Here is a 22,815-nt window from a genome sequence, read left to right as displayed (position 1 = left end):
AAGTTACTGTTTTGTGGCTTGGGAAGTTGATGTCTTATCCGCCGGCAAGATTTGCACAAAAAACTCACCCTCTTTAATTAAGCCATGCTCAACGCGGGCACGCTCTTCAATTGCTCGAGTACCATCTTTTAAATCTTTAACATCGCCGGATAGCTTTGTATTACGAAGAGCCAAGAGACTATTTTTAGCGTCTTGAAGCTCTACCTGTCGCTCCATCTCGTAAACCTTTAGCCATCCACCCTTACCCAGCCAAAGTGGGTACTGGATTGCTATCAGCAATACCAGCATAGAGTAGATGACGATCCGCATAAGCTATTAAGTACTCTGAATTAGCGTTTGAGGTTATAGAAAACAGATTTACCTGGGTAAGTTGCCACATCGCCCAGATCTTCTTCAATACGCAATAACTGATTGTATTTAGCAATCCGATCAGAGCGAGATAAAGAACCAGTTTTAATTTGACCTGCGTTGGTACCAACAGCAATATCTGCAATGGTGCTGTCTTCAGTCTCGCCAGAGCGATGGGAAATCACTGCAGTGTAGTTTGCGCGCTTAGCCATTTCAATAGCAGCAAACGTTTCTGTCAATGTGCCAATTTGATTAATCTTAATCAGAATAGAGTTGGCAATGCCTTTGTCTATTCCTTCTTGGAGGATGCGGGTGTTAGTAACAAACAAATCATCGCCAACCAATTGAATTTTCTTACCAAGCTTTTTGGTAATGTCAGCCCAACCATCCCAGTCACCTTCATGCATGCCATCCTCAATCGAGACGATTGGGAACTGGTCTGTCAAGTTACCAAGGTAATCAGAGAACTCGCTTGAGCTTAATTGGAGACCTTCGCCTGACAAGTGATATTTGCCATCTTTGTAGAACTCACTAGCTGCGCAATCTAGGGCCAATAGAACATCTTCGCCTGCCGTATAGCCTGCACCCTCAATTGCTTTCATGATGGTCTGCAAGCATTCGTGATTACTCTTGAAGTTTGGTGCAAAACCACCCTCATCACCAACAGTAGTCGGCATACCTTGAGCACCTAAGATCTTTTTGAGTTCATGGAAAATCTCTGCACCACAACGTAGTGCGTCACGGAAGTTTTCGGCGCCAACTGGCATCACCATGAATTCTTGAATATCTAAACTGTTATTGGCATGTGCACCACCATTAACGATATTCATCATAGGGACTGGTAACTGCATACCGCCAGAGCCGCCAAAATAACGATATAAAGGTAGACCCGCTTCTTCAGCTGCTGCTCTGGCTACGGCCATAGAAACCGCAAGCGTTGCATTTGCACCTAAGCGTGCTTTGTTATGAGTGCCATCCAATTCAATCAGGGTACGATCAAGAAAGGCTTGCTCACTAGCATCAAGCCCAAGGATGGATTCTGCAATCTCAATATTGATGTTTTGAACAGCCTTGAGGACGCCCTTACCCAAGTAACGCGTCTTGTCTCCATCGCGCAACTCAATTGCCTCACGCGACCCTGTGGACGCTCCAGAAGGTACGGCCGCACGACCCATAACACCTGACTCAAGCAACACATCGCATTCAACCGTTGGGTTACCGCGTGAATCCAGAACTTCTCTACCGATGATGTCAACAATGGCGCTCATGCACCTTCTCCTTAAAACAATATGAAATGGGTTTTAATAACTTATTTAAAGCTGTCTTCTAAAAAACTTCCCGATGATTTAACAGCGCTGTCGATAGCCACCAAAGACTCAAGCAACTCTTTCATGCGATCTAATGGAACAGCATTCGGTCCATCGGATAGCGCTTTTGCTGGATCAGGATGGGTTTCCATAAATAGGCCGCTAATGCCGACTGCTACAGCAGCACGCGCCAAAACGGGTACGAATTCACGTTGACCGCCGCTAGAGTTGCCTTGACCTCCAGGCAATTGAACTGAATGAGTAGCATCAAATACTACTGGCGCGTTAGATTCCCGCAGAATTGCCAAGCTACGCATATCTGAAACCAGGTTGTTGTAGCCAAAGGAGGCGCCACGTTCGCAAACCATAAATTGATCTGGAAGATTTTTTTCAGCGGCAGCTACTCGAGCCTTCTCAATAACATTCAGCATCTCGTGCGGCGAAAGAAACTGACCCTTTTTAAAATTCACGGGCTTGCCACTTTGAGCACAGGCACGAATGAAGTCAGTTTGTCTGCATAAAAATGCAGGAGTCTGCAATACATCTACAACGCTAGCTACGGCAGCAATTTCACTGATGTCATGAACATCTGTAAGTACAGAAACATCAACTTGTTTTTTAACCTTAGCCAAAATCTCTAAGCCCTTTTCCATGCCTAAACCTCGAAAAGACGTTCCTGATGAACGATTGGCTTTATCAAACGATGACTTGTAGATAAACGGGATATTTAGAGCAGAAGTAATTTCTTTCAATTGACCCGCAATATCAATAGCTGATTGCTCTGACTCAATGACACATGGGCCAGCAATTAAAAAGAAACGTTGATTTAGACCGACGTCAAAGCCACATAGCTTAAATGCTCTCATATTCTTCCTTTATGCAGCTTGCTTTTCAGCGGCTGTTTGGTGCTCAAGTGCAGCGCTAATAAAGGCTGAGAACAAAGGGTGCCCATCCCGCGGTGTTGAAGTAAATTCAGGGTGAAACTGCACACCGAAGAACCAAGGATGCATAGATGTTGGTAATTCCATCATCTCTGGCAACTCTTCATTGGGGGTTCTAGCTGAAATAATCAAACCAGATTTCTCTAGCTGAGGCACATAGGTGTTGTTTACCTCATAACGATGACGATGGCGCTCATTTACTTCGGAACCATAAATCCGATGGGCTAAGGTTCCAGCCTTAACCGGACAGCGTTGCGACCCAAGACGCATAGTGCCGCCCAAATCAGAGTCGTTAGTGCGTTTCTCTACTCGCCCTTCTCTGTCCAACCATTCGGTTATCAGGGCAACAACAGGCTGTTCTGACTGAGGATCAAATTCAGTACTATTCGCCTTAGTAAGATTCGCTACATGTCGTGCAAATTCAATTACGGCCAATTGCATACCCAAGCAAATACCTAAATAAGGAACATTGTTTTCGCGTGCATAACGAATGGCAGCAATTTTGCCTTCGGTGCCACGTTTACCAAAGCCACCTGGAACTAAAATCGCATCCAAGTTTTGCAAACAATCAATTCCATCTTTTTCAATGACTTCGGAATCGATGTAATTAATATTGACACGGGTATGCGTATGTATGCCTGCATGACGCAATGCTTCAATCAGTGATTTATATGACTCCGTTAGCTCCACATACTTGCCAACCATACCAATGGTGACCTCATGTTGTGGATTGGCCATTTCATAAACTAGATTGGCCCATACAGAAAGATCTGCTGGCTTGGCTTTGAGGTCTAGTTGGCGGCAAATTAAATCATCCATGCCTTGGGCTTGGAGCATCTCAGGAATCTTATAAATCGTATCTACATCCCAAACTGAAATCACTGCCTCTTCACGTACGTTTGAAAATAAAGAAATCTTTGCGCGCTCATCTTCCGGAATTGGGCGATCAGCACGGCAGAGCAATACTGTCGGCATGATGCCGATCTCACGAAGCTTCTGAACGGAGTGTTGCGTTGGTTTAGTTTTTAACTCACCAGCACTATGGATATATGGCACAAGAGTCAAATGAACAAAAGCGCAATCATGCAAAGGTAGACGCAAGCTCATCTGTCTTGCAGCCTCTAAGAACGGTAGTGATTCAATATCGCCAACAGTGCCGCCTATTTCGCAAATAGCAACATCTGCTTTGCCATCATGACTAGCTTTAGCGCCGCGCTCTACAAAAGCTTGGATTTCATTTGTAATGTGCGGAATCACTTGGACTGTTTTTCCAAGATATTCGCCGCGACGTTCTTTGCTGATGACTGACTCATAAATCTGGCCAGTGGTGAAGTTATTGCTTTTGCGCATCTTTGCAGAAACAAAGCGCTCATAGTGACCCAAGTCTAAGTCAGTTTCAGCACCATCTTCGGTTACAAAAACCTCTCCGTGCTGCAGTGGACTCATGGTCCCCGGGTCAACGTTAATATAGGGATCTAATTTTAGGAGGGTGACTTTCAGGCCGCGGGATTCAAGAATCGCGGCAAGCGAGGCAGCTGCAATTCCTTTCCCTAAAGAAGAAACCACACCACCAGTGACAAAAACGTATTTGGTCATCGCTTAAGCTCTGTTGGAAAAAGTAATTATAACGATAGCCATCAGGGGTAGGGAAATTTCAAAATCGTTAATATAGGATCTCGTCTACCCAAATCTAATGATTTAATACCTATGCGCCTTTTATTTGCGATATTAATCAGTATTCTCTCCCTCTTTTATTTCCTCCCTTTTGCTATTGCATTTCACAAAAAAAGGGCAAATACAGGAGCTATTTTTGCCTTAAACCTGTTTTTAGGGTGGTCCCTGATTGGCTGGGTAGTTGCACTGGTTTGGGCCCTTAAAGAAGAGCAAGTTGTGTAATTGACCGTTTTTCAAGTCATAGGCACAAATAAAGCCCTGATTTTGGCTAATTTGCCGATTTTTTAGGGTTTAAACTCTTATATAAGACTTGATTTAGCAACTATAATTTGGCAAAACGGGAGAAAATTCCCTTTTGGCCTTTCTATTGATCACCTTTACCTCATAGGAAACATAATGTTAGAAGCCTATAACGCCCTCGTCGCTGAACGCGCAACTCTCGGTATTCCAGCCCTGCCCTTAACCAAGGATCAAACCTCTGAACTGGTGAAATTGCTAATAAACCCACCTGCCGGGAAAGAAGCTGAGCTAGTTGAATTAATCACTAACCGTGTTCCTGCTGGTGTAGACGATGCAGCCAAAGTAAAGGCTGAGTTCTTAGACGCTGTTGCCAAAGGTACAGAAACATCTCCATTGATTTCCTGCGTTCGCGCTACCGAACTTTTGGGCACGATGCTAGGTGGTTACAACATCAAACCGTTAGTAGAGCTTTTATCTGACTCTGAGTGCGGAGTTGCTGCTGCAGAAGCGCTCAAGAAAACACTTTTGATGTTTGATTATTTCAACGACGTTCAAGAGCTTGCTGAAAAAGGCAATGCAAATGCTAAAGCGGTAATGCAAAGTTGGGCCAATGCGGACTGGTTTACTAGCCGCCCTGCAGTTCCAGAAAGCATGAAGTTAACTGTTTTCAAGGTAACCGGTGAAACCAATACCGACGACCTTTCTCCTGCGCCTGACGCATGGAGCCGCCCTGATATTCCGCTACATGCAACCATCATGCTCAAGAACCCTCGTCCTGGCATTGAGCCAGATGAGGTTGGTGTTCGTGGTCCTATGAAGCAAATTGCTGCTCTCCAGAAAAAAGGCAATCAAATTGCCTACGTTGGGGACGTTGTTGGTACAGGCTCATCACGTAAATCTGCAACAAACTCTGTTCTGTGGTGGACAGGTCAAGATATTCCATTCGTACCAAACAAACGTTTTGGTGGTGTGTGCTTAGGCACCAATATCGCCCCGATCTTCTTCAACACAATGGAAGATTCCGGAGCATTGCCAATTGAATTAGATGTTTCTCAAATGAATATGGGTGATGAAATAGAACTTCGCCCATACGAAGGAAAGGTATTCAAAAACGGTAAGGAAATTACCAGCTTTACATTGAAGTCGCCTGTCATTCTGGATGAGGTACGCGCTGGCGGACGCATTCCTTTAATCGTTGGCCGTGGCTTAACTGCTAAAGCACGGGCTGCCCTGGGCTTGCCTGCTTCTACTGAATTCCGCCTTCCAGTTAATCCTGTTGATAACAAGAAGGGTTTCAGCTTGGCTCAAAAGATGGTTGGTAGAGCATGTGGCTTACCAGAGGGCCAAGGTGTTCGGCCCGGAACGTACTGCGAGCCGCATATGACTACTGTTGGCTCACAAGACACAACAGGCCCAATGACGCGCGATGAATTGAAGGACTTGGCTTGCCTTGGCTTCTCTTCCGATCTCGTAATGCAGTCGTTCTGTCATACCTCAGCTTATCCAAAACCTGTAGATATTCGCACTCAACATGAGTTGCCGCCATTCATGACGAATCGTGGTGGCGTTGCCTTGCGACCAGGTGATGGCGTGATCCATAGCTGGTTGAACCGCTTACTCCTCCCAGATACCTGTGGAACTGGTGGCGATAGCCATACTCGCTTCCCAATTGGCATTTCTTTCCCTGCTGGTTCAGGACTAGTTGCTTTCGCAGCTGCTACAGGTGTGATGCCATTAGATATGCCTGAGTCTGTATTGGTGCGCTTTAAAGGCAAGATGCAGCCTGGCATCACCTTACGTGATCTAGTAAATGCCATCCCTTTATATGCAATCAAAAAAGGTTTGTTGACCGTTGAGAAACAAGGCAAGAAGAACATTTTCTCGGGTCGTATTCTTGAAATTGAAGGTCTACCTGACCTAAAAGTTGAGCAAGCGTTTGAATTGTCTGATGCTTCTGCTGAGCGCTCTGCTGGCGGCTGTACTGTTCACTTGAACAAAGAGCCAATTATTGAATATATGACATCAAATATCACCTTGATGAAGTGGATGATTGCTAATGGTTATGAAGATAAGCGTACTCTTGGTCGCCGTATCAAAGCCATGGAAGCTTGGATTGCTAATCCTCAGCTTCTTAAAGCTGATGCAGATGCTGACTATGCAGAGATTATCGAAATCAATATCGATGAAATCAAAGAGCCTATCCTTGCATGCCCTAACGATCCGGATGATGTGAAAGTGTTGTCTGAAGTTGCGGGTGACAAGATTGATGAAGTATTTATTGGTTCATGCATGACCAATATTGGCCACTTCCGCGCAGCTGGTCAGGTGCTACAAGGTAAGAAAGATATGCCAACCCGTTTATGGGTAGCGCCTCCAACTAAGATGGATGCTATGGTCTTGATGGAAGAAGGCTACTACGGCATGTTAGGCGCAGCTGGTGCCCGCATGGAAAGCCCAGGCTGCTCACTTTGTATGGGTAACCAAGCGCAGATCCGCAAGGGCTCCACAGCTGTATCAACCTCTACTCGTAACTTCCCTAACCGCTTGGGTATCGATACTCGCGTGTATTTGGCTTCTGCTGAATTGGCGTCTGTTGCCGCACTCTTGGGTCGCCTACCTACTCCTGCAGAGTATTTGGAGCAAGTGAAGGCTCTTGATGCTAAAGCTGGCGATGTTTATAAATACATGAGTTTTGACAAGCTCAAGTCATTTAGCGATGTTGCAGATACTGTGACCGTGTAATACGCAATACGCTCAACCTAGCAATAGGTTGAGCGGCAAAAAAAGGCGATCAAACGATCGCCTTTTTCTTTTGCTTCGAAGTATTAGATCGAAAGCTTATCTTCTTGTCGGGCATTCTCCCGACTAATGCCTGAAACCCATTTATTAGTAGGGAGCCCAGTTTTTTCAAGGATCAGTTTTGCCCGTTTTGAGACATCCTTCCATTCCGCCTCGAGCTTAGGGCCCTTAAATGCGATTGCGACGACATTGCAATCATGGGACTCAGGAAATAAGAGCACCCTGTTATCAAAAGCTTCGCAGATATTCTTAAGGTTTATATCAAAGCTTTTGTGTCGCGAGAATAAATTCACCGTCATCACACCGGGCCCTTTGAGAATATCGTAGCAACCTTTATAAAAATCCAAAGAGCTTGCCGCAGGACCATCGCAAATGGCATCATACAAATCAACCTGAACAGCATCAAAGCAGTCTTGATACTTTTTATTCTTGACGAATAGTTTTGCATCAGCTTGTAGAGTTTCTAAGCGGCGATCATCGTCAGGTGTAAAAAACATAGATCTTGCAGAAACGATTACAGCGGGATTGAACTCTACTACGGTAGTTTTCACAGCTGGGCAATATCGATGTTGAAATTTTGTTAATGCGCCGGTACCTAAACCTAGCTGGGCTATCCGCATACCGGGCTTAGTTTCCAAAAATAATAGCCAGGCCATCATCTGCTGGTTGTACTCTAAATAAATCTCATCAGGATCACGAATACGCATCGCTCCCTGAATGGAGTCCGTACCAAAGTGAAGATAACGAACGCCGCCACTTTCAGAAAAAGTGACCGGCTCCATTAATCCATCAGCAGACAACTTAATTCGCCCAACGACGGGCATTGCGGAATAGGCGTAGCCAAGGGCTAGCACCATCAGGGGTATCCAACCATTCAGGCGGACACCAGCTCATCTGCACAGCTCTAAATACACGCTCGGGATGAGGCATCATGACCATAAAACGACCATCGGGTGTCGTGACCCCAGTTAAACCATTGGGAGACCCGTTTGGATTCATTGGATAAATTTCTGTTGGGTTGCCCTGATGATCCACAAAGCGGAATGAAGCTAAGCCCTGCTTTTGAATCTGCTCTAAGCTGCCCTGTTGACTGAAATTGGCAAACCCTTCACCATGAGCAATGGCAATGGGTATCTGACTGCCTTCCATTCCTTGGGTGAATATGGAAGGCGAAGCCATTACTTCAGCCATCACTAAGCGCGCTTCATATTGCTCTGATTGATTGCGTGTAAATTTAGGCCATGCTTCTGCACCCGGAATAATTCCCGAGAGATTGCTCATCATTTGGCAGCCGTTACAAACACCTAACGCAAAGCTGTCTTGACGCTCAAAGAACTTAGAAAACTGATCACGAAGCTGTTGGTTGAACAGAATTGTTTTTGCCCAGCCTTCTCCAGCCCCCAATACATCTCCGTAACTAAAGCCACCACAAGCAATAAGCCCTCTAAAGTCTTCTAATTTAGCCTTGCCACTGAGTAAATCAGACATGTGGACATCATAGCTATCAAATCCAGCCCAATTTACTGTATATGCCATTTCAACATGGGAGTTCACGCCCTGCTCTCGCAATATGGCTACTTTAGGGCGTACATTCTTAGTGATAAACGGCGCTGCAATATCTTCAGAAGGATTGAATGTGAGTTTAGGATTCATCCCTGTATCGGCAACATTGTCCAAGAGCGAAAATTCACTATCAGCACAGGCAGGATTGTCACGTAAACGGGCTATTTGATAGCTAGTATTGGTCCAGATCTTTTGCAGCACCTCACGCGGCTCAGCAAAAATATTTTTAGCATCACGCCAAATTTCAATACGACCGTTGGTATTGGGTTTGCCGATCACATGGCTATGAGCACTTAAGCCCAAATTTCTCAATACGGCAAACACCGCATCACGATCTTCTTTGCGAACTTGAATTACTGCGCCTAACTCTTCGTTAAATAATGCGCGCATCGTTTGCTCATGGCGGCGACCAGAAACCTGGTGCGCCCAATTCTTGGCATCACCATAATCAGGCTCCTGTCCAGCGTCCATAGCGATCATATCTACGTTGAGCGAAATTCCGCAATGAGAGGCAAAAGCCATTTCAGCGACGGCGGCAAATAACCCACCATCAGAACGGTCGTGATAGGCCAAAAGCTTATTCGCTTTCCGCAGTTCAATTATGGCGGCGGCCAAAGCCTTGAGATCTTCTGGATGATCAATATCAGGCACTGACTTTCCGGACTGATCAAGTACTTGAGCCAAAATACTTCCCGCCATACGATTCTTGCCACGCCCTAAATCAATCAAGATCAGCTCAGTCTCTTGTGGAGATCCGTCTTTGCCCTTTAATTGAAGCAGAGGTGTCAATGTTTTACGGGCATCAAGCACAGATGCAAAAGCAGAAATAATTAAAGATACGGGTGCGACTACTTTCTTGGCCTCATCACCATCTTGCCATGCGGTAGACATAGATAGAGAGTCTTTACCCACTGGGATCGATATTCCAAGCGCAGGACACAGCTCCATGCCGATTGCTTTAACGGAGTCATAAAGCTTAGCATCCTCGCCAGGAGATCCGCATGCTGCCATCCAGTTTGCAGAAAGTTTTACGCTTTCGAGGCTGGCAATATCTGCAGCCAAGAGATTGGTAATCGCCTCACCCACTGCCATGCGTGCGGCTGCTGGTGCGTCTATAACCGCTAATGGAGTTCTTTCACCCATGGACATAGCTTCGCCGCGATACCCCTTGTAATCCATCAGGGTTACGGCGCAATCAGCTACTGGTACTTGCCATGGACCAACAAACTGATCCCTGGCATTTAGACCGCCAACAGTTCTGTCACCAATCGTAATTAAGAAAGATTTGCTAGCTACGGTAGGTTGTTGCAAGACCCAGGCTATTGATTGGGCAAGATCGGCATCAGTTACATCTAATTCTTTGAACTCCTGGTCAACTCTTGTAACGTTGCGATGCATCTTTGGAGGCTTACCAAGCAAAACTTCCATCGGCATATCAATTGGCAGCGCTGCATCATCAGATAACGTCTGCTTTGAGTCACTTAATTTCAGTTGACGTTCAGTAGTCGCTTCTCCAACTACCGCAAAGGGGCAGCGTTCACGTTCGCAAAATGATTTAAATAAATCTAAGTCCTTGGCATCAATTGCCAAAACATAACGTTCCTGAGATTCATTGCACCAAATCTCTGCAGGACTCATGCCACTTTCTTCGAGTGGAACGCTCCGAAGTTTAAATGAAGCCCCCAATCCAGCTCCATCTGCAAGCTCCGGGAATGCATTAGAGATACCGCCCGCACCCACATCATGTATAGAAACAATTGGATTGCGGTCACCCAGAGCGCGGCATGCATTAATCACTTCTTGCGCGCGACGCTCCATTTCTGGGTTGCCTCGCTGTACAGAATCAAAATCAAGATCGGCAGTATTAGTCCCGGTTGCAACAGAGCTACCCGTAGCACCGCCCATGCCGATTCGCATACCTGGACCGCCCAATTGAATGAATAGGTGCCCTGCTTTAATTGCTTTTTTTTCAGTATGAATAGAATCAATACTTCCAATGCCACCAGCAATCATGATGGGCTTGTGATAGCCGCGGCGTATGCCATCTAATGTTTGCTCAAAGACTCTGAAGTAACCACCCAAGATTGGTCGGCCAAACTCATTATTAAATGCAGCGCCGCCTAGTGGCCCCTCAATAATGATTTGTAAAGGTGTAGCAATGCGCTCAGGCTTACCGTATTTCAGATTCTCCCAAGGAAGGTCTGTGCCTGGAATATTCAAATTGGAAACTGAGAAACCGGTCAGACCAGCTTTAGGTCGGCCACCAATGCCAGTTGCTCCCTCATCACGAATTTCACCGCCCGCACCTGTAGATGCCCCAGGAAAAGGAGCAATTGCAGTCGGGTGATTATGTGTCTCCACCTTCATGAGAGTATGGACTAGGCGAGTATCTTTTTCGTAGAGCTGATCTTTGCCTTGAGGAACCCAGGTTTCCGCTTCACAGCCAACCATGACTGCGGAGTTATCAGAATACGCAATGATCGTTCCCTCTGGATGCAATTGGTGTGTATTGCGGATCATGGCAAATAAAGAGCGTTCTTGATCATCCCCATCAATTGTCCAGCTGGAATTAAATATCTTATGGCGACAGTGTTCGCTATTTGCTTGCGCAAACATAATTAACTCAACATCTGATGGGTTGCGTTGCAGGCGGATAAAGTTTTCGACAAGGTACGCTACCTCATCATCAGATAAGGCAAGGCCTAATTCCTGATTAGCTTTATCAAGGGCAACTCTGCCTTCAGTCATCACTGGTATGCGAGTTAGAGGCTTGTCTTCGAGAGATTGGTATAAAGCATTGGCTGCATCCGTAGAATCAATCACCGTTTCGGTCATTCTGTCGTGTATCGCAGCTAGCACTAATTTTTTTTGCTCTGGAGTTAACGCCTTTTTACTTTTCCATGAAAACTGTACGCCACGCTCAATCCGCAACACATCTAATCCACATTGACAAGCTATATCAGTAGCCTTACTAGCCCAAGGAGATAAGGTCCCAAATCTTGGGATAACGATGGCGCCTTGATTCTCACCCTTACCAGTTCCGAACCAAGACTTTCCTGGATGTATTTTGGAATGAAACGGCTGGCCATAGGTCAATAAACTAGCCATGACTTCTTGGTCTTTGGCTTTTAGCTCAGCCTCTGACCATATGAAATGAAGGTATTGAGCTTCAATAGACTCAAGATCAACCCCTTGGGCAGCCAAAGTAGCTAAAAGTCGCTGTTGGCGAAAGGGGGAAAGCGCATCAGCGCCAGACAAAAAGTGGAAAAAAGACATCCCTAGATTATAAGGTTTTGCCTACAACAATCGCCCACCTTGAAGGTGTAACTGCCGCTGGCACCGATTAGCCAGGGCCTTGTCATGGGTGACCAAAATAAGGGTAGAATGATTGGCTCGATTTAGGTCAAAAAGCAGCTCAATAACCCGATTCCCGCTACCCTCATCAAGGCTGCCCGTAGGCTCATCGGCAAACAAAATCGCCGGCTTCATGATGAAAGCCCTTGCCAGAGCAACCCGTTGCTGCTCTCCGCCTGATAAAGTTTTGGGGAAATGATTGGCTCGCTCACTTAAACCCACCTGGTCCAGGCAGACCAGAGCATTTTCTTTGGGCTTTGCCATACTGTTCAGCTCAGCTGGCAGCATGACGTTTTCAAGGGCTGTCAAATGAGGCAGCAATTGAAAGGATTGGAATACAAAGCCAACCTTTTGCCCCCTTAATTTTGCCCGCCCATCTTCATCCAGGTGATTCAGATTTTGAGAGACCAACTCAACATGCCCACTAGAGGGCGCATCTAATCCAGCCAGAAGTCCAAGTAAAGTACTTTTTCCAGAACCCGAAGCTCCGGTGATGGCGATGCTTTCACCCTCAAAGACGTCAAAGCTAATGTCGTGCAAAATAGTTAATGATCCATTACTAGATAAAACTTCTTTACCTAGATGTATTGCGCTAAGGACCTTCACTGGAATACTCATAAATGAATCAATATATTTGGTTGAACTTCTTGAGTAAAAAATTGCAAGCCGCATTAATGGCAACTGCCCTATTTTGCCTGTTTATTCCTTTTGGCACAAAAGCTCAGACAAATCCAACAATACTAGTTATGGGCGATAGCCTTTCAGCTGAGTATGGATTGGTTCGAGGTACCGGCTGGGTAAGGCTGCTAGAGGATCAACTCCAAAGACAGAGAAGCCCCTGGGGCATATTTAACGCCAGCATTAGTGGCGAAACTAGCGCTGGTGGTTTATCCAGATTATCAAAACAACTAGAGCAAAAAAAGCCGGGCATCGTTCTATTGGAACTCGGAGCAAATGATGCATTGCGCGGTCTATCTATCCAGGAGTCAGAAAAGAATTTACGCAAGATGATTCAGTTAAGCAAGGCCTCTGGGGCCAAAGTCCTTTTGTTTGGCATACAAATTCCACCAAATTATGGCCAGGAGTACACGAAGGAGTTTCATGATTTATATCCCAAGCTTGCTCGTCAGGAACAGGTTGAGCTTGTACCGTTTTTTCTTAAGAATGTTGCCTCTGACATCAATTTATTTCAAGCAGATCGCATGCATCCTAACGAAAAGGCGCAAGTCATTCTCTTTAAAAATGTATGGGGCGCTATGGCCCCATATCAAACACTGCTGAAGAGTCAATAAGTAATTTAGCGATACAGCTTAACTGCCCGCACCAGATGATGGCGGCTTAAGGGGATTAATTAGCTTAACCCCAGCAACATCGCGCCAATAAGCCATAAACCCAGCAAATTCAGACTGAGCTGCCAATGCTTGGATTTGTTGCGCTTGTGCCTTGTGGACCTTGGCATCTGCACCTGTGGGCTGCCTTAGCTGATCAACACGATACAGAATAGTGCCGACCCCAGGATTCTGAACAGAAACCAGCGCAGGAAATTTATCAGGGTTAGTGGACATTACCTCATCAAGCGCTCCGCCAATTAAGTTTGCAGGCTTATTGCGAGAAACCCAAATTGGGCTTGCAAAACCGGCTGCACTTTTAGGATCTTTTTCTAGCGAAGCTAAGCGCTCAGCTGCTGCGCTGATGGCAAGCTTTTCAGCCATGCGCTGGCTAACTTGACGTTTCACTTCTGCCGCCACATCTTTAAATGGCAAAGTTTGTGCTGGGTGGAAGGTGATAACACGTGCTGAAACAAAAACACCAGGGGATGTTTGCACTGCTTCAATATTACGTTTGTTCTTAACAGCTTCATCGCCAAATAAAGATTGGACTACCTTAGGATTGGCCAATGGGTGATCTTTTGCAACACCCATTGCTCCAGAGCGAGTGACACCCTTTTGGGTTTGGACATTGAGCTTTAATTTATCTGCTGCTGGCTTAAGACTGTCTGACTGGTCATAAGTGATATTGGCAAATTGATCTGCTTTATCGCTAAATACTTTGGCATCTTCTTTTGGATCAGCTTTGAGAATGATGTACTCGACATCCACATACTCTGGACTCTCAAATAACTTCGTGTTGGCGGTATAGAAGGCCTGAAGGTCTTCTTGGGAGGGATTTACCTTGCTTAAATAATCTTTTGCATCAAAGGATAGCGCCTGAACTTGACGCTCAGTCTCATACAGGGTTGAAACAATTTCAGATAATTTTGGACTGGCGATTTCCGTACGGGCTACAGAGTTCACCAATTGGCTAATTTTTAAGTCAAAAGCCTGGCTCGCATAAAACTGCTCTTCATTTAAGCCATTGCTAGCCAAGAGCTGTTTAAAGCGCGCATCATCGAAACTACCATCTTGTTTGTATAGTGCGCGAATCTGCGGAATATTTTGCAAGCTCTTCACGAGGGCTTCTTTCCCGACTTGTAAACGCAAATTGCTGACTGCAAACCCAAGGATGCGTTGTTGCAGTAACTCATTCAAAATTGCTTGTCTAAATTGGAGGCTTTGAGCAATCTGCGCATTTCCACCAACGCGCTCAGCTTGACGTTTCGCAGCTGAATCCACTTCTTGAGCAGTAATAGGTTTGCCGTTAACTTTGATAATGTCAGTCTCTTTGTCCAGGAAGCTGGAATAGCTAGAAATTCCAAAGAACGCAAAGGATGGAACAATCAAAAGCATTAAAACAAACTGAAGAATTCGCTGGTGCTTACGGACGGTATCAAACATGTAAAAGTTCGCTAGTAAAAAAGATGAATACCACGAGTGTACTAGGCGCTGGGCTGATGGGTATTGAAATGCCTGAGTAGGCTAAGAAAAAGAAAAGAGGTAATAGTTTGGTGGGCGCTGAGAGGCTCGAACTCCCGACATTCTGCGTGTAAGGCAGACGCTCTACCAACTGAGCTAAGCGCCCCAAATTATTACAGCTGAGATTGTAACCTAAGCGTGGGTTTTGGGTGGATTTTTCGCTAAACCGACCTCTAACCACGAGGAGAATTTAACGAAAAATCGCCCTATTTTCAGTGCTTAAGAACGTCTGAGGCCACACCCTTTTCATTTGCTTTACTAGCCTCTGAAGCCTTTTTAGCCAACTCTTCGGGCGTAGGATCTGGCAGAGCTTCAGGCATACGCTCTAAAGCCAGCTCCAACACTTTATCGATCCAGCGAACCGGAATAATTTCGATTGCATTTTTGACGTTGTCGGGAATATCAATCAGGTCCTTGACGTTCTCTTCGGGAATTAAGGCTAATTTAATGCCACCGCGATGAGCAGCCAAAAGTTTCTCTTTTAATCCGCCAATAGGCAATACTTCACCACGAAGCGTAATTTCACCTGTCATGGCGACATCTGAACGAATCGGAATCCCAGTAAAGACGGATACCAAGGCTGTCGTAATCGCAATACCAGCAGATGGGCCATCCTTTGGTGTTGCGCCATCTGGGAAGTGAATATGAATATCCTTCTTCTCAAAAGCCTCATCCGTAATGCCAAGTCGTTTAGATCTAGAGCGAACTACTGTTCTAGCAGCCTCAACGGATTCTTTCATCACATCGCCAATAGAACCGGTGCGGGTAATAACACCCTTACCTGGCATCACAGCAGCTTCGATGGTGAGCAAATCACCACCCACTTCAGTCCAAGCCAAACCGGTAACCTGACCAACTTGATTTTCTTTTCCGGCCAAACCAAAGTCATACATGCGTACCGATAAGAATTTCTCTAAATTATCCGCATTCACAACAATCGGGGCAGCTTCTTTTTTTAAGAGCAATAGCTTTACTACTTTGCGGCAAATCTTGCTGATTTCACGTTCTAAAGAACGCACGCCAGCCTCACGCGTATAGTAACGAATCATATTACGAACTGCGCTATCTTCAATCTTGAGCTCGTCCTTCTTTAAGCCATTATTTTTGATTTGTTTAGGAATCAAATAATTCACAGCAATACTGGTCTTTTCATCCTCGGTATAGCCAGCCAGGCGAATAATCTCAAGACGATCTAACAATGGGCCAGGAATATTCAAGGAGTTCGAGGTAGCGACAAACATCACATCTGAGAGATCAAAGTCAACCTCTACATAGTGATCTTGGAAGGTGTGATTTTGTTCTGGATCTAAAACCTCCAACAAGGCACTAGCTGGATCACCGCGGAAATCCATACCCATCTTGTCTACTTCATCCAGAAGGAATAAAGGATTGCGAACGCCCACCTTGGTAAGGCTACTCAAAATCTTACCAGGCATCGAACCAATATAGGTACGACGGTGACCACGAATCTCAGATTCATCACGCACACCGCCTAAGGCCATGCGGACAAATTTTCGATTGGTCGCACGCGCAATAGATTGACCTAAAGAAGTTTTACCAACACCAGGAGGGCCGACTAAACAAAGAATTGGGGCCTTGACACGATCAACACGTTGTTGAACTGCTAGGTACTCCAAAATGCGTTCCTTGACCTTATCCAAGCCATAGTGATCCTCATCCAATACTTTCTCAGCATTAGTAAGGTTGTTGTTAATCTTGGTTTTTTTCTTCCAGGGTAGATTCACCAGCGTATCAATAAAGTTACGGATGACTGTTGCCTCTGCTGACATGGGCGACATCAACTTAAGCTTCTTAAGTTCTGATTCTGCCTTTTTCAATGCTTCCTTAGGCATGCGCGCAGCCTTGATACGCTTCTCGAGCTCTTCGAGATCAGCGCCCTCTTCGCCTTCACCCAACTCTTTCTGAATCGCTTTTACCTGTTCATTGAGATAGTACTCGCGCTGACTCTTTTCCATCTGACGCTTTACACGTCCACGAATACGCTTCTCAACCTGAAGAATATCAATCTCACTTTCCAGATCAGCCAACAAACTTTCCAAGCGTTGTACAACATCCATCATTTCAAGTAAGCGTTGTTTTTGCTCTAGCTTCACAGGTAGATGCGCACAGATGGTGTCAGCCAAACGACTTGGATCATCTATTCCGCCCAGAGAAGAGAGTATCTCTTGAGGAACTTTTTTATTGAGTTTTACGTATTGATCAAACTGCGCCATGATTGCGCGACGCAAAGCCTCTGTTTCATGCGCGTCAATTGCATTGATGGCAGTTGGTGTAGCTTCGCAATTGAAGTAACCAAGACTATCTTCAATTTGACTAACTTCAGCGCGCTGAACACCTTCAACAAGCACTTTTACAGTGCCATCAGGCAACTTGAGCATCTGCAAAATATTGGCGATACAGCCCACCTCATAGAGATCCTCAATGACGGGCTCATCTTTAGCAGCCGTTTTTTGAGCCACCAAAAGAACGTTTTTGCCCGTTTCCATAGCCGCTTCGAGCGCTTTAATCGATTTAGGGCGACCCACAAAGAGTGGAATCACCATATGGGGAAATACAACTACGTCCCTTAAAGGGAGTAAAGGTAGTTGAATCGGTTCAGAGGGTAGTAATAAGTGGCCAGGCATGGGGCAAATCCTCCAAAGTAATCAAACCTCAAAAGTCTTCATTAGTAGCAATTGAATTAACAACCACTAAATACAGACATTATTCATAAATAGCATACTACCTATATGGGTGGGCTTTAGAGAAAAACAAGGGGTAAAAAGACAAAAACGGGGCAAAAATGCCCCAAAAATAGCAAAAACCCTAAGAATTTATGCTTTTTTGCTTAAATCCGCCTGATCAGCATCATGTTTGTAGACTAAAAGTGGTTTTCCGCCATCAGCAATGCTACTTTCGTCTATCACAACTTTTTGGACATTCTTCAAGGATGGCAGGTCATACATGACATCCATCAAAGAACCTTCAAGGATGGATCTCAGGCCACGAGCACCAGTTTTGCGGGCGATTGCCTTCTTGGCAATGGCAGATAATGCCTCGCGACGTACTTCGAGGTCAGAGCCCTCCATAGTTAAAAGCGCCTGATATTGCTTAACTAAGGCATTTTTAGGTTCAGTCAGAATCTGAATTAAAGCCTCTTCATCCAATTGAGCCAAAGTCGCAACAACGGGCAAGCGTCCAATCAACTCTGGAATCAAGCCAAACTTAATAAGATCTTCTGGCTCAACTTCAATCAAGAGATCACTTACACCGCGGTCATCTTTACCAGGAACAGTTGCATTGAATCCAATACCTGTTTTAGCAGTACGCTGCTGAATGACTTTTTCAAGTCCATCAAATGCACCACCACAAATAAACAAAATATTCGTTGTATCTACTTGCAAGAAATCTTGATTGGGATGCTTGCGTCCACCTTGCGGTGGCACAGAAGCCATCGTGCCTTCAACCAGCTTTAACAGCGCTTGCTGAACACCTTCACCAGATACATCGCGAGTAATAGATGGGTTGTCTGACTTGCGTGAAATCTTATCGATCTCATCAATATAGACAATGCCGCGCTGCGCTTTTTCTACGTTGTAGTCGCACGCTTGTAATAATTTTTGGATGATGTTTTCAACGTCTTCACCAACATATCCTGCTTCAGTTAGGGTTGTTGCATCAGCCATTACGAATGGCACATCGAGCATGCGAGCCAATGTCTGCGCTAGCAATGTTTTACCTGAACCAGTTGGCCCAATCAATAGGATATTGCTCTTTGCAAGCTCTACACCATCAACCATTGCTTTAGCAGGGAGCTTAGATTCTTTTTTTTCTGAGCCCTCTACTGGCTTGCCATCCTTATCCAACTTCTCTTTTTTAGGCTTAGGCAAATACTGTAGGCGCTTGTAGTGGTTGTATACGGCAACTGCCAATGTTTTTTTGGCATGATCTTGACCAATAACGTATTGGTCTAAGTTTTCACGAATTTGATGTGGTGTTGGCAAAGAATCATCACCCTCTTCCTTGGGAAGCTTGGCAATTTCTTCTTGAATAATGTCTGTGCAAAGATCAATGCACTCATCGCAAATAAAAACAGATGGGCCAGCAATGAGTTTTTTAACTTCATGCTGGCTCTTGCCGCAAAAGGAGCAATACAGAACTTTGTCTGCTGAATTCGTAGTGTTGGTATCGCTCAAAATAGGCTCTGTATATATCTATGAAGGGTTAAGGACGCTTCTCGATAACTTTGTCGATCAAGCCATAATCACGAGCTTGCTCTGCAGACATAAAGTTGTCGCGATCAGTATCCTTGGCAATCGTATCGATTGATTGACCAGTACGGTCGGCCAAAATCTTGTTCAAGCGCTCACGCAAATACAAAATCTCACGAGCTTGAATCTCAATGTCAGAGGCTTGGCCACGTGCACCACCTAAGGGCTGATGAATCATGACGCGTGAGTTTGGCAAAGCATAGCGCTTACCTTTTTCACCAGCACACAATAAGAATGCACCCATACTTGCAGCCATGCCCATGCACAATGTGCTGACATGCGGCTTGATGAATTGCATTGTGTCGTAGATAGCCAATCCTGCAGAAACTGAACCGCCTGGAGAGTTGATATATAGAGAAATTTCTTTATCTGGATTTTCACTCTCAAGGAACAGCAATTGCGCGATTACCAAATTAGCAGTTTGGTCGTTGACCTCCCCAACCAAAAAAACTACTCGTTCACGCAATAATCTAGAGTAAATATCGTAAGCACGCTCGCCTCTACCAGAGGTTTCAATCACCATTGGAACCAAGCCCAAGCCTTTTGGTTCTAGATTTTCAGACTGAGAATGGTTGTAGATCATAACGAAACCTCTTGTGGGTAAATGGATGACTTAGTAGTTGACTTAGTTTAGCTTGCTGAGTTCTTCGAAGGTAACCGCTTTATCAATTACCTTGGCTTGGGATGTGAAATACTTAATCACATTATCTTCAAGCACGAGGTTTTCGATATCCTTCAAGCGACTTGGATTGCTGTAGAACCAACGCACCACTTCTTTTGGATCTTCGTATGTAGCAGCTTGCTCGTCAATTTCAGCTTTAATTTGGTCTGCGGTAGCAGCTAAGTTTTGCTTTTTAACTAACTCGCTGAGAATCAAGCCAAGACGAACACGCTTGGTAGCTTGCTCTGCAAAAATTTCAGCAGGAATAGGGGCATCTTTAGCATTCGGAACACCGCGCTGCATTAAATCTTGACGAGCGCCTTCAACTAAGCGCTCTTGCTCGGAGGCAAGCAAAGACTTAGGAACATCGAGTTCGCACAAGCTATTGAGCTTGTCCATCACTTCATTCTTGAGTAAAGAAGTAATGCGACGCTTCACTTCGCGATCTAAATTTTCTTTTACTTCAGCACGCATTTTCGCAACGCCGCCTTCAGTAACGCCTAAAGACAATGCAAATGCATCATCAACAGCTGGTAGATGCGGCCAATTTACTGATTTCACAGTAATAGTGAACTCAGCAGTTTTGCCTGCAACGTCTTTACCGTGATAATCAGCAGGGAAACTTAATGGGAAAGATTTGCTCTCACCTACTTTAAGTCCCAATGTTGCAGCTTCAAACTCAGGCAGCATGCGACCTTCACCCAGAACGTATTCAAAGTTTTCTGCTTTACCACCGGCAAACTCAACTCCATCAATCTTGCCAACAAAATCAATCACCACTTGGTCACCATTTTGAGCTGCAAGATTAGAGCCGCCATCGCCATGAGCACCAGCCTCACCGCGTGGGTGGTAATGAACCTGCTGCTTACGCAGCACATCTAAGGCGCGGTCAATTTCTGCTTCGCCAATATCGGTTGTGTGTTTGGTAACTTCCGCCTTACTAAAGTCACCAATTTTTACTTCTGGCAACACTTCAAAGAAGGCATCAAAAACAATCTTGTCGGCATCGATTTCGCTCTTTGGCTCAAGACGTGGTTGACCAGCTAAAGCAACACCTTCTTTTTGGGCTTGGTCATAAAAGAGTTCAGCAGCTTTATCAAACTGGAGCTCGAAGTCCACTTGCATGCCATGTTGTTTTTCAACGAGATTCTTTGGTACCTTGCCTGGGCGGAAGCCGGCCATTTTCATGGTCTTACCAACTTTAGCTAAACGGGCTTCCCGCGCTTTTGCCAAATCGGCACGAGCGAATTCCAAAGTCATTTTGCGGTCTAGTGAACCTAAATTTTCTATCTGCACAGCCATTCTCGTCTCTTAATTGAAATCTGGAAATGTGAAGTCCAAGCCAAGTAGCAATCTTGTGGTGCGAGGAGGGGGACTCGAACCCCCACACCATTTCTGGCGTCAGGACCTAAACCTGGTGCGTCTACCAATTTCGCCATCCTCGCGATATCCGCAAACTGCCAAGCCTAGACTTCACTCTAAAGACCGTAATTCTACAATGCCTAGGGTTTTAGAGAATCTTTTAGGCCTTGTAGAGCAAAGCAACGGCGTGGACGGCAATGCCCTCGCCTCTACCTAAATGGCCCAGGGATTCATTTGTCTTAGCCTTAAGATTGACGTGACTGGGGGTCACAGCCAAATCTGCAGCAATATTGCGGACCATTTCTGGCAAAAAATCCGCCAATTTCGGCTTTTGGCAAATAATCGTGGCATCTACGTTGCCAATCTGAAATGCCGCTGCCTGGATCTTTTGCAAGGCCGCTCTGAGCAAGATTCGACTATCCATATCCTTAAATTGAGGATCAGTATCCGGAAATAACTGCCCAATATCATTTAAGCCCGCAGCCCCCAATAAAGCGTCAGTTAATGCATGCAGTAAGGCATCAGCATCGGAGTGTCCCAATAAACCCTTTTCATAAGGCACGTGGACTCCACCCAGAATCAACTTTCGGTCTGCTACTAATGCATGCACATCGTAACCCTGACCAATGCGAAATTGCGGAATATGGGGATTGCTTTGAGTCATATTGGATTTCTCATTGTTTGGCGCGGGAACTTAACAGCAATTGCATTAACTCCCAATCGGCTGGATGGGTAACCTTAAAGTTACGAGCGGCACCTTCAATCAATAAAGGTTTAGCTCCAGTTAACTCGATTGCGCTAGCCTCATCAGTAACGTCAGCTTCAAGGCGGATAGCATCCTGAAGGGCATCATGCAATTGTTTTAATCCAAACATCTGTGGCGTTTGCGCTTGCCAGAGATGCTCGCGTGGAATAGTTCTCTCTGAGTGCGGGATGTTTCCAGCAATCACCGAATCTAGATCAGCCTGTTTTAAAGTATCAGCCAAGGGAACAGCTAGGATGCCACCACTATTAGATGTCTGTACTGAGTGAATGAGTTTCTCAATTAATGCCGGGGTGATACCTGGTCTAGCTGCATCATGAACCAGTATCCAGTCATCCTCAGCAATGCCTGCCTTTAGCATTGCAGCTAGAGTATTTCGGACTGTTTCTTGTCGAGTTGGTCCACCGGTTGCTACAACATGTATATCGGCCCCAGCGTTAGCGATAGTTCCTAAGATGGGGTTCTCGATAAAGCCAGGGCTGACACCAATCCAAATAGACTGGATCAGCGGAGATCCCTTAAAGGCTTCTAGAGCATAAGAGACCATGGGCTTGCCGGCTAGCTGCTGAAACTGCTTAGGTAACTCACCACCTAGGCGCGAGCCAGTACCTGCTGTTGGCAAAAGGGCATGGCATTTCTTAATGGAATGATTTCCAGGGTGCATACCTGATTCTATAATG

At 45.4% G+C, this 22,815-nt stretch carries 17 protein-coding genes and 2 tRNA genes; 3 read left to right on the top strand and 16 right to left on the bottom strand.

What is annotated here, in order from left to right; translation table 11 throughout:
• Positions 1–3: 3 nt before the first annotated feature.
• From ftsB to ICN37_RS08030, 4 genes are read right to left on the bottom strand one after another with little or no spacing between them, the layout of a single operon-like run.
• Entirely contained in the window at positions 4–309 is a 306-nt protein-coding gene (gene ftsB / locus ICN37_RS08045; protein ID WP_215322174.1) for a cell division protein FtsB, read from the bottom strand.
• 20 nt (positions 310–329) lie between these two features.
• Positions 330–1,616 (bottom strand): phosphopyruvate hydratase, encoded by a 1,287-nt coding sequence (eno, locus tag ICN37_RS08040; protein WP_215322172.1) that lies wholly within the window; start codon positions 1,614–1,616, stop codon positions 330–332.
• Positions 1,617–1,657: 41 nt separating this feature from the next.
• Positions 1,658–2,521 (bottom strand): 3-deoxy-8-phosphooctulonate synthase, encoded by an 864-nt coding sequence (gene kdsA / locus ICN37_RS08035; protein ID WP_215322170.1) that lies wholly within the window; start codon positions 2,519–2,521, stop codon positions 1,658–1,660.
• Between the two features lie 9 nt (positions 2,522–2,530).
• The gene (locus tag ICN37_RS08030) at positions 2,531–4,192 is read right to left on the bottom strand and encodes a CTP synthase (RefSeq protein WP_215322169.1); all 1,662 of its coding nucleotides are present in this window, start codon (positions 4,190–4,192) and stop codon (positions 2,531–2,533) included.
• 111 nt (positions 4,193–4,303) lie between these two features.
• On the opposite strand from ICN37_RS08030, the gene ICN37_RS08025 reads away from it, so the two are divergent.
• Together ICN37_RS08025 and ICN37_RS08020 are read left to right on the top strand one after the other, a co-directional pair.
• Positions 4,304–4,492, top strand: a complete 189-nt coding sequence (locus ICN37_RS08025; RefSeq protein ID WP_215322167.1) for a superinfection immunity protein — start codon at positions 4,304–4,306, stop codon at positions 4,490–4,492.
• A gap of 174 nt (positions 4,493–4,666) precedes the next feature.
• Positions 4,667–7,252, top strand: a complete 2,586-nt coding sequence (locus tag ICN37_RS08020) for a bifunctional aconitate hydratase 2/2-methylisocitrate dehydratase (protein ID WP_216156459.1) — start codon at positions 4,667–4,669, stop codon at positions 7,250–7,252.
• 83 nt (positions 7,253–7,335) lie between these two features.
• Here ICN37_RS08020 and ICN37_RS08015 read toward each other — a convergent pair whose 3' ends face one another.
• From ICN37_RS08015 to ICN37_RS08005, 3 genes are read right to left on the bottom strand one after another with little or no spacing between them, the layout of a single operon-like run.
• Complete coding sequence (locus tag ICN37_RS08015) at positions 7,336–8,166, bottom strand: spermidine synthase (protein ID WP_255533318.1); 831 nt, start codon at positions 8,164–8,166, stop codon at positions 7,336–7,338.
• Positions 8,111–12,148, bottom strand: a complete 4,038-nt coding sequence (gene purL, locus ICN37_RS08010; RefSeq protein WP_216156455.1) for a phosphoribosylformylglycinamidine synthase — start codon at positions 12,146–12,148, stop codon at positions 8,111–8,113. Before purL ends, ICN37_RS08015 begins: the two co-directional genes overlap by 56 nt.
• Before the next feature lie 21 nt (positions 12,149–12,169).
• The gene (locus ICN37_RS08005; protein ID WP_216156451.1) at positions 12,170–12,844 is read right to left on the bottom strand and encodes an ABC transporter ATP-binding protein; all 675 of its coding nucleotides are present in this window, start codon (positions 12,842–12,844) and stop codon (positions 12,170–12,172) included.
• 2 nt (positions 12,845–12,846) lie between these two features.
• On the opposite strand from ICN37_RS08005, the gene ICN37_RS08000 reads away from it, so the two are divergent.
• Complete coding sequence (locus ICN37_RS08000) at positions 12,847–13,518, top strand: arylesterase (RefSeq protein WP_216156447.1); 672 nt, start codon at positions 12,847–12,849, stop codon at positions 13,516–13,518.
• Between the two features lie 18 nt (positions 13,519–13,536).
• Here ICN37_RS08000 and ICN37_RS07995 read toward each other — a convergent pair whose 3' ends face one another.
• From ICN37_RS07995 to ispD, 9 genes are all read right to left on the bottom strand, one after another.
• Entirely contained in the window at positions 13,537–15,000 is a 1,464-nt protein-coding gene (locus ICN37_RS07995; RefSeq protein WP_216156444.1) for a peptidylprolyl isomerase, read from the bottom strand.
• 108 nt (positions 15,001–15,108) lie between these two features.
• A tRNA-Val gene (locus ICN37_RS07990) sits at positions 15,109–15,184 on the bottom strand.
• Between the two features lie 106 nt (positions 15,185–15,290).
• On the bottom strand, positions 15,291–17,723 hold the full coding sequence (gene lon / locus ICN37_RS07985) for an endopeptidase La (RefSeq protein WP_216156441.1): 2,433 nt from the start codon (positions 17,721–17,723) through the stop codon (positions 15,291–15,293).
• Between the two features lie 189 nt (positions 17,724–17,912).
• Positions 17,913–19,274 carry an ATP-dependent Clp protease ATP-binding subunit ClpX gene (clpX, locus tag ICN37_RS07980; protein WP_216156438.1) on the bottom strand — a complete coding sequence of 454 codons (1,362 nt, stop codon included), beginning with the start codon at positions 19,272–19,274 and terminating at the stop codon, positions 17,913–17,915.
• Positions 19,275–19,302: 28 nt separating this feature from the next.
• The gene (clpP, locus tag ICN37_RS07975) at positions 19,303–19,932 is read right to left on the bottom strand and encodes an ATP-dependent Clp endopeptidase proteolytic subunit ClpP (RefSeq protein WP_216156435.1); all 630 of its coding nucleotides are present in this window, start codon (positions 19,930–19,932) and stop codon (positions 19,303–19,305) included.
• A 42-nt stretch (positions 19,933–19,974) separates the two neighbouring features.
• Positions 19,975–21,312, bottom strand: a complete 1,338-nt coding sequence (gene tig, locus ICN37_RS07970; RefSeq protein ID WP_216156432.1) for a trigger factor — start codon at positions 21,310–21,312, stop codon at positions 19,975–19,977.
• A 56-nt stretch (positions 21,313–21,368) separates the two neighbouring features.
• Positions 21,369–21,455: transfer RNA gene (locus ICN37_RS07965), tRNA-Leu, on the bottom strand.
• Positions 21,456–21,532: 77 nt separating this feature from the next.
• On the bottom strand, positions 21,533–22,036 hold the full coding sequence (ispF, locus tag ICN37_RS07960; RefSeq protein WP_215322145.1) for a 2-C-methyl-D-erythritol 2,4-cyclodiphosphate synthase: 504 nt from the start codon (positions 22,034–22,036) through the stop codon (positions 21,533–21,535).
• Between the two features lie 10 nt (positions 22,037–22,046).
• Complete coding sequence (ispD, locus tag ICN37_RS07955) at positions 22,047–22,799, bottom strand: 2-C-methyl-D-erythritol 4-phosphate cytidylyltransferase (RefSeq protein WP_216156429.1); 753 nt, start codon at positions 22,797–22,799, stop codon at positions 22,047–22,049.
• Between the last annotated feature and the right edge of the window lie 16 nt (positions 22,800–22,815).

Origin of the sequence: Polynucleobacter sp. P1-05-14 (genome assembly GCF_018881675.1) — a bacterium.
Taxonomy (GTDB): Bacteria; Pseudomonadota; Gammaproteobacteria; order Burkholderiales; family Burkholderiaceae; genus Polynucleobacter.
This window is presented reverse-complemented; position numbering and strand designations above follow the sequence as displayed.

Excerpts from the sequence above, each read along its gene's own strand:
- purL (WP_216156455.1), bottom strand. The coding sequence starts at position 12,148 with ATGTCTTTTTTCCACTTTTTGTCTGGCGCTGATGCGCTTTCCCCCTTT.
- ftsB (WP_215322174.1), bottom strand. The coding sequence starts at position 309 with ATGCGGATCGTCATCTACTCTATGCTGGTATTGCTGATAGCAATCCAG.
- ispF (WP_215322145.1), bottom strand. The coding sequence starts at position 22,036 with ATGACTCAAAGCAATCCCCATATTCCGCAATTTCGCATTGGTCAGGGT.
- kdsA (WP_215322170.1), bottom strand. The coding sequence starts at position 2,521 with ATGAGAGCATTTAAGCTATGTGGCTTTGACGTCGGTCTAAATCAACGT.
- ICN37_RS08005 (WP_216156451.1), bottom strand. The coding sequence starts at position 12,844 with ATGAGTATTCCAGTGAAGGTCCTTAGCGCAATACATCTAGGTAAAGAA.
- ICN37_RS08000 (WP_216156447.1), top strand. The coding sequence starts at position 12,847 with ATGAATCAATATATTTGGTTGAACTTCTTGAGTAAAAAATTGCAAGCC.
- eno (WP_215322172.1), bottom strand. The coding sequence starts at position 1,616 with ATGAGCGCCATTGTTGACATCATCGGTAGAGAAGTTCTGGATTCACGC.
- clpP (WP_216156435.1), bottom strand. The coding sequence starts at position 19,932 with ATGATCTACAACCATTCTCAGTCTGAAAATCTAGAACCAAAAGGCTTG.
- ICN37_RS08030 (WP_215322169.1), bottom strand. The coding sequence starts at position 4,192 with ATGACCAAATACGTTTTTGTCACTGGTGGTGTGGTTTCTTCTTTAGGG.
- ICN37_RS07995 (WP_216156444.1), bottom strand. The coding sequence starts at position 15,000 with ATGTTTGATACCGTCCGTAAGCACCAGCGAATTCTTCAGTTTGTTTTA.
- ICN37_RS08020 (WP_216156459.1), top strand. The coding sequence starts at position 4,667 with ATGTTAGAAGCCTATAACGCCCTCGTCGCTGAACGCGCAACTCTCGGT.
- ICN37_RS08015 (WP_255533318.1), bottom strand. The coding sequence starts at position 8,166 with ATGGTGCTAGCCCTTGGCTACGCCTATTCCGCAATGCCCGTCGTTGGG.
- ICN37_RS08025 (WP_215322167.1), top strand. The coding sequence starts at position 4,304 with ATGCGCCTTTTATTTGCGATATTAATCAGTATTCTCTCCCTCTTTTAT.
- ispD (WP_216156429.1), bottom strand. The coding sequence starts at position 22,799 with ATGCACCCTGGAAATCATTCCATTAAGAAATGCCATGCCCTTTTGCCA.
- lon (WP_216156441.1), bottom strand. The coding sequence starts at position 17,723 with ATGCCTGGCCACTTATTACTACCCTCTGAACCGATTCAACTACCTTTA.
- tig (WP_216156432.1), bottom strand. The coding sequence starts at position 21,312 with ATGGCTGTGCAGATAGAAAATTTAGGTTCACTAGACCGCAAAATGACT.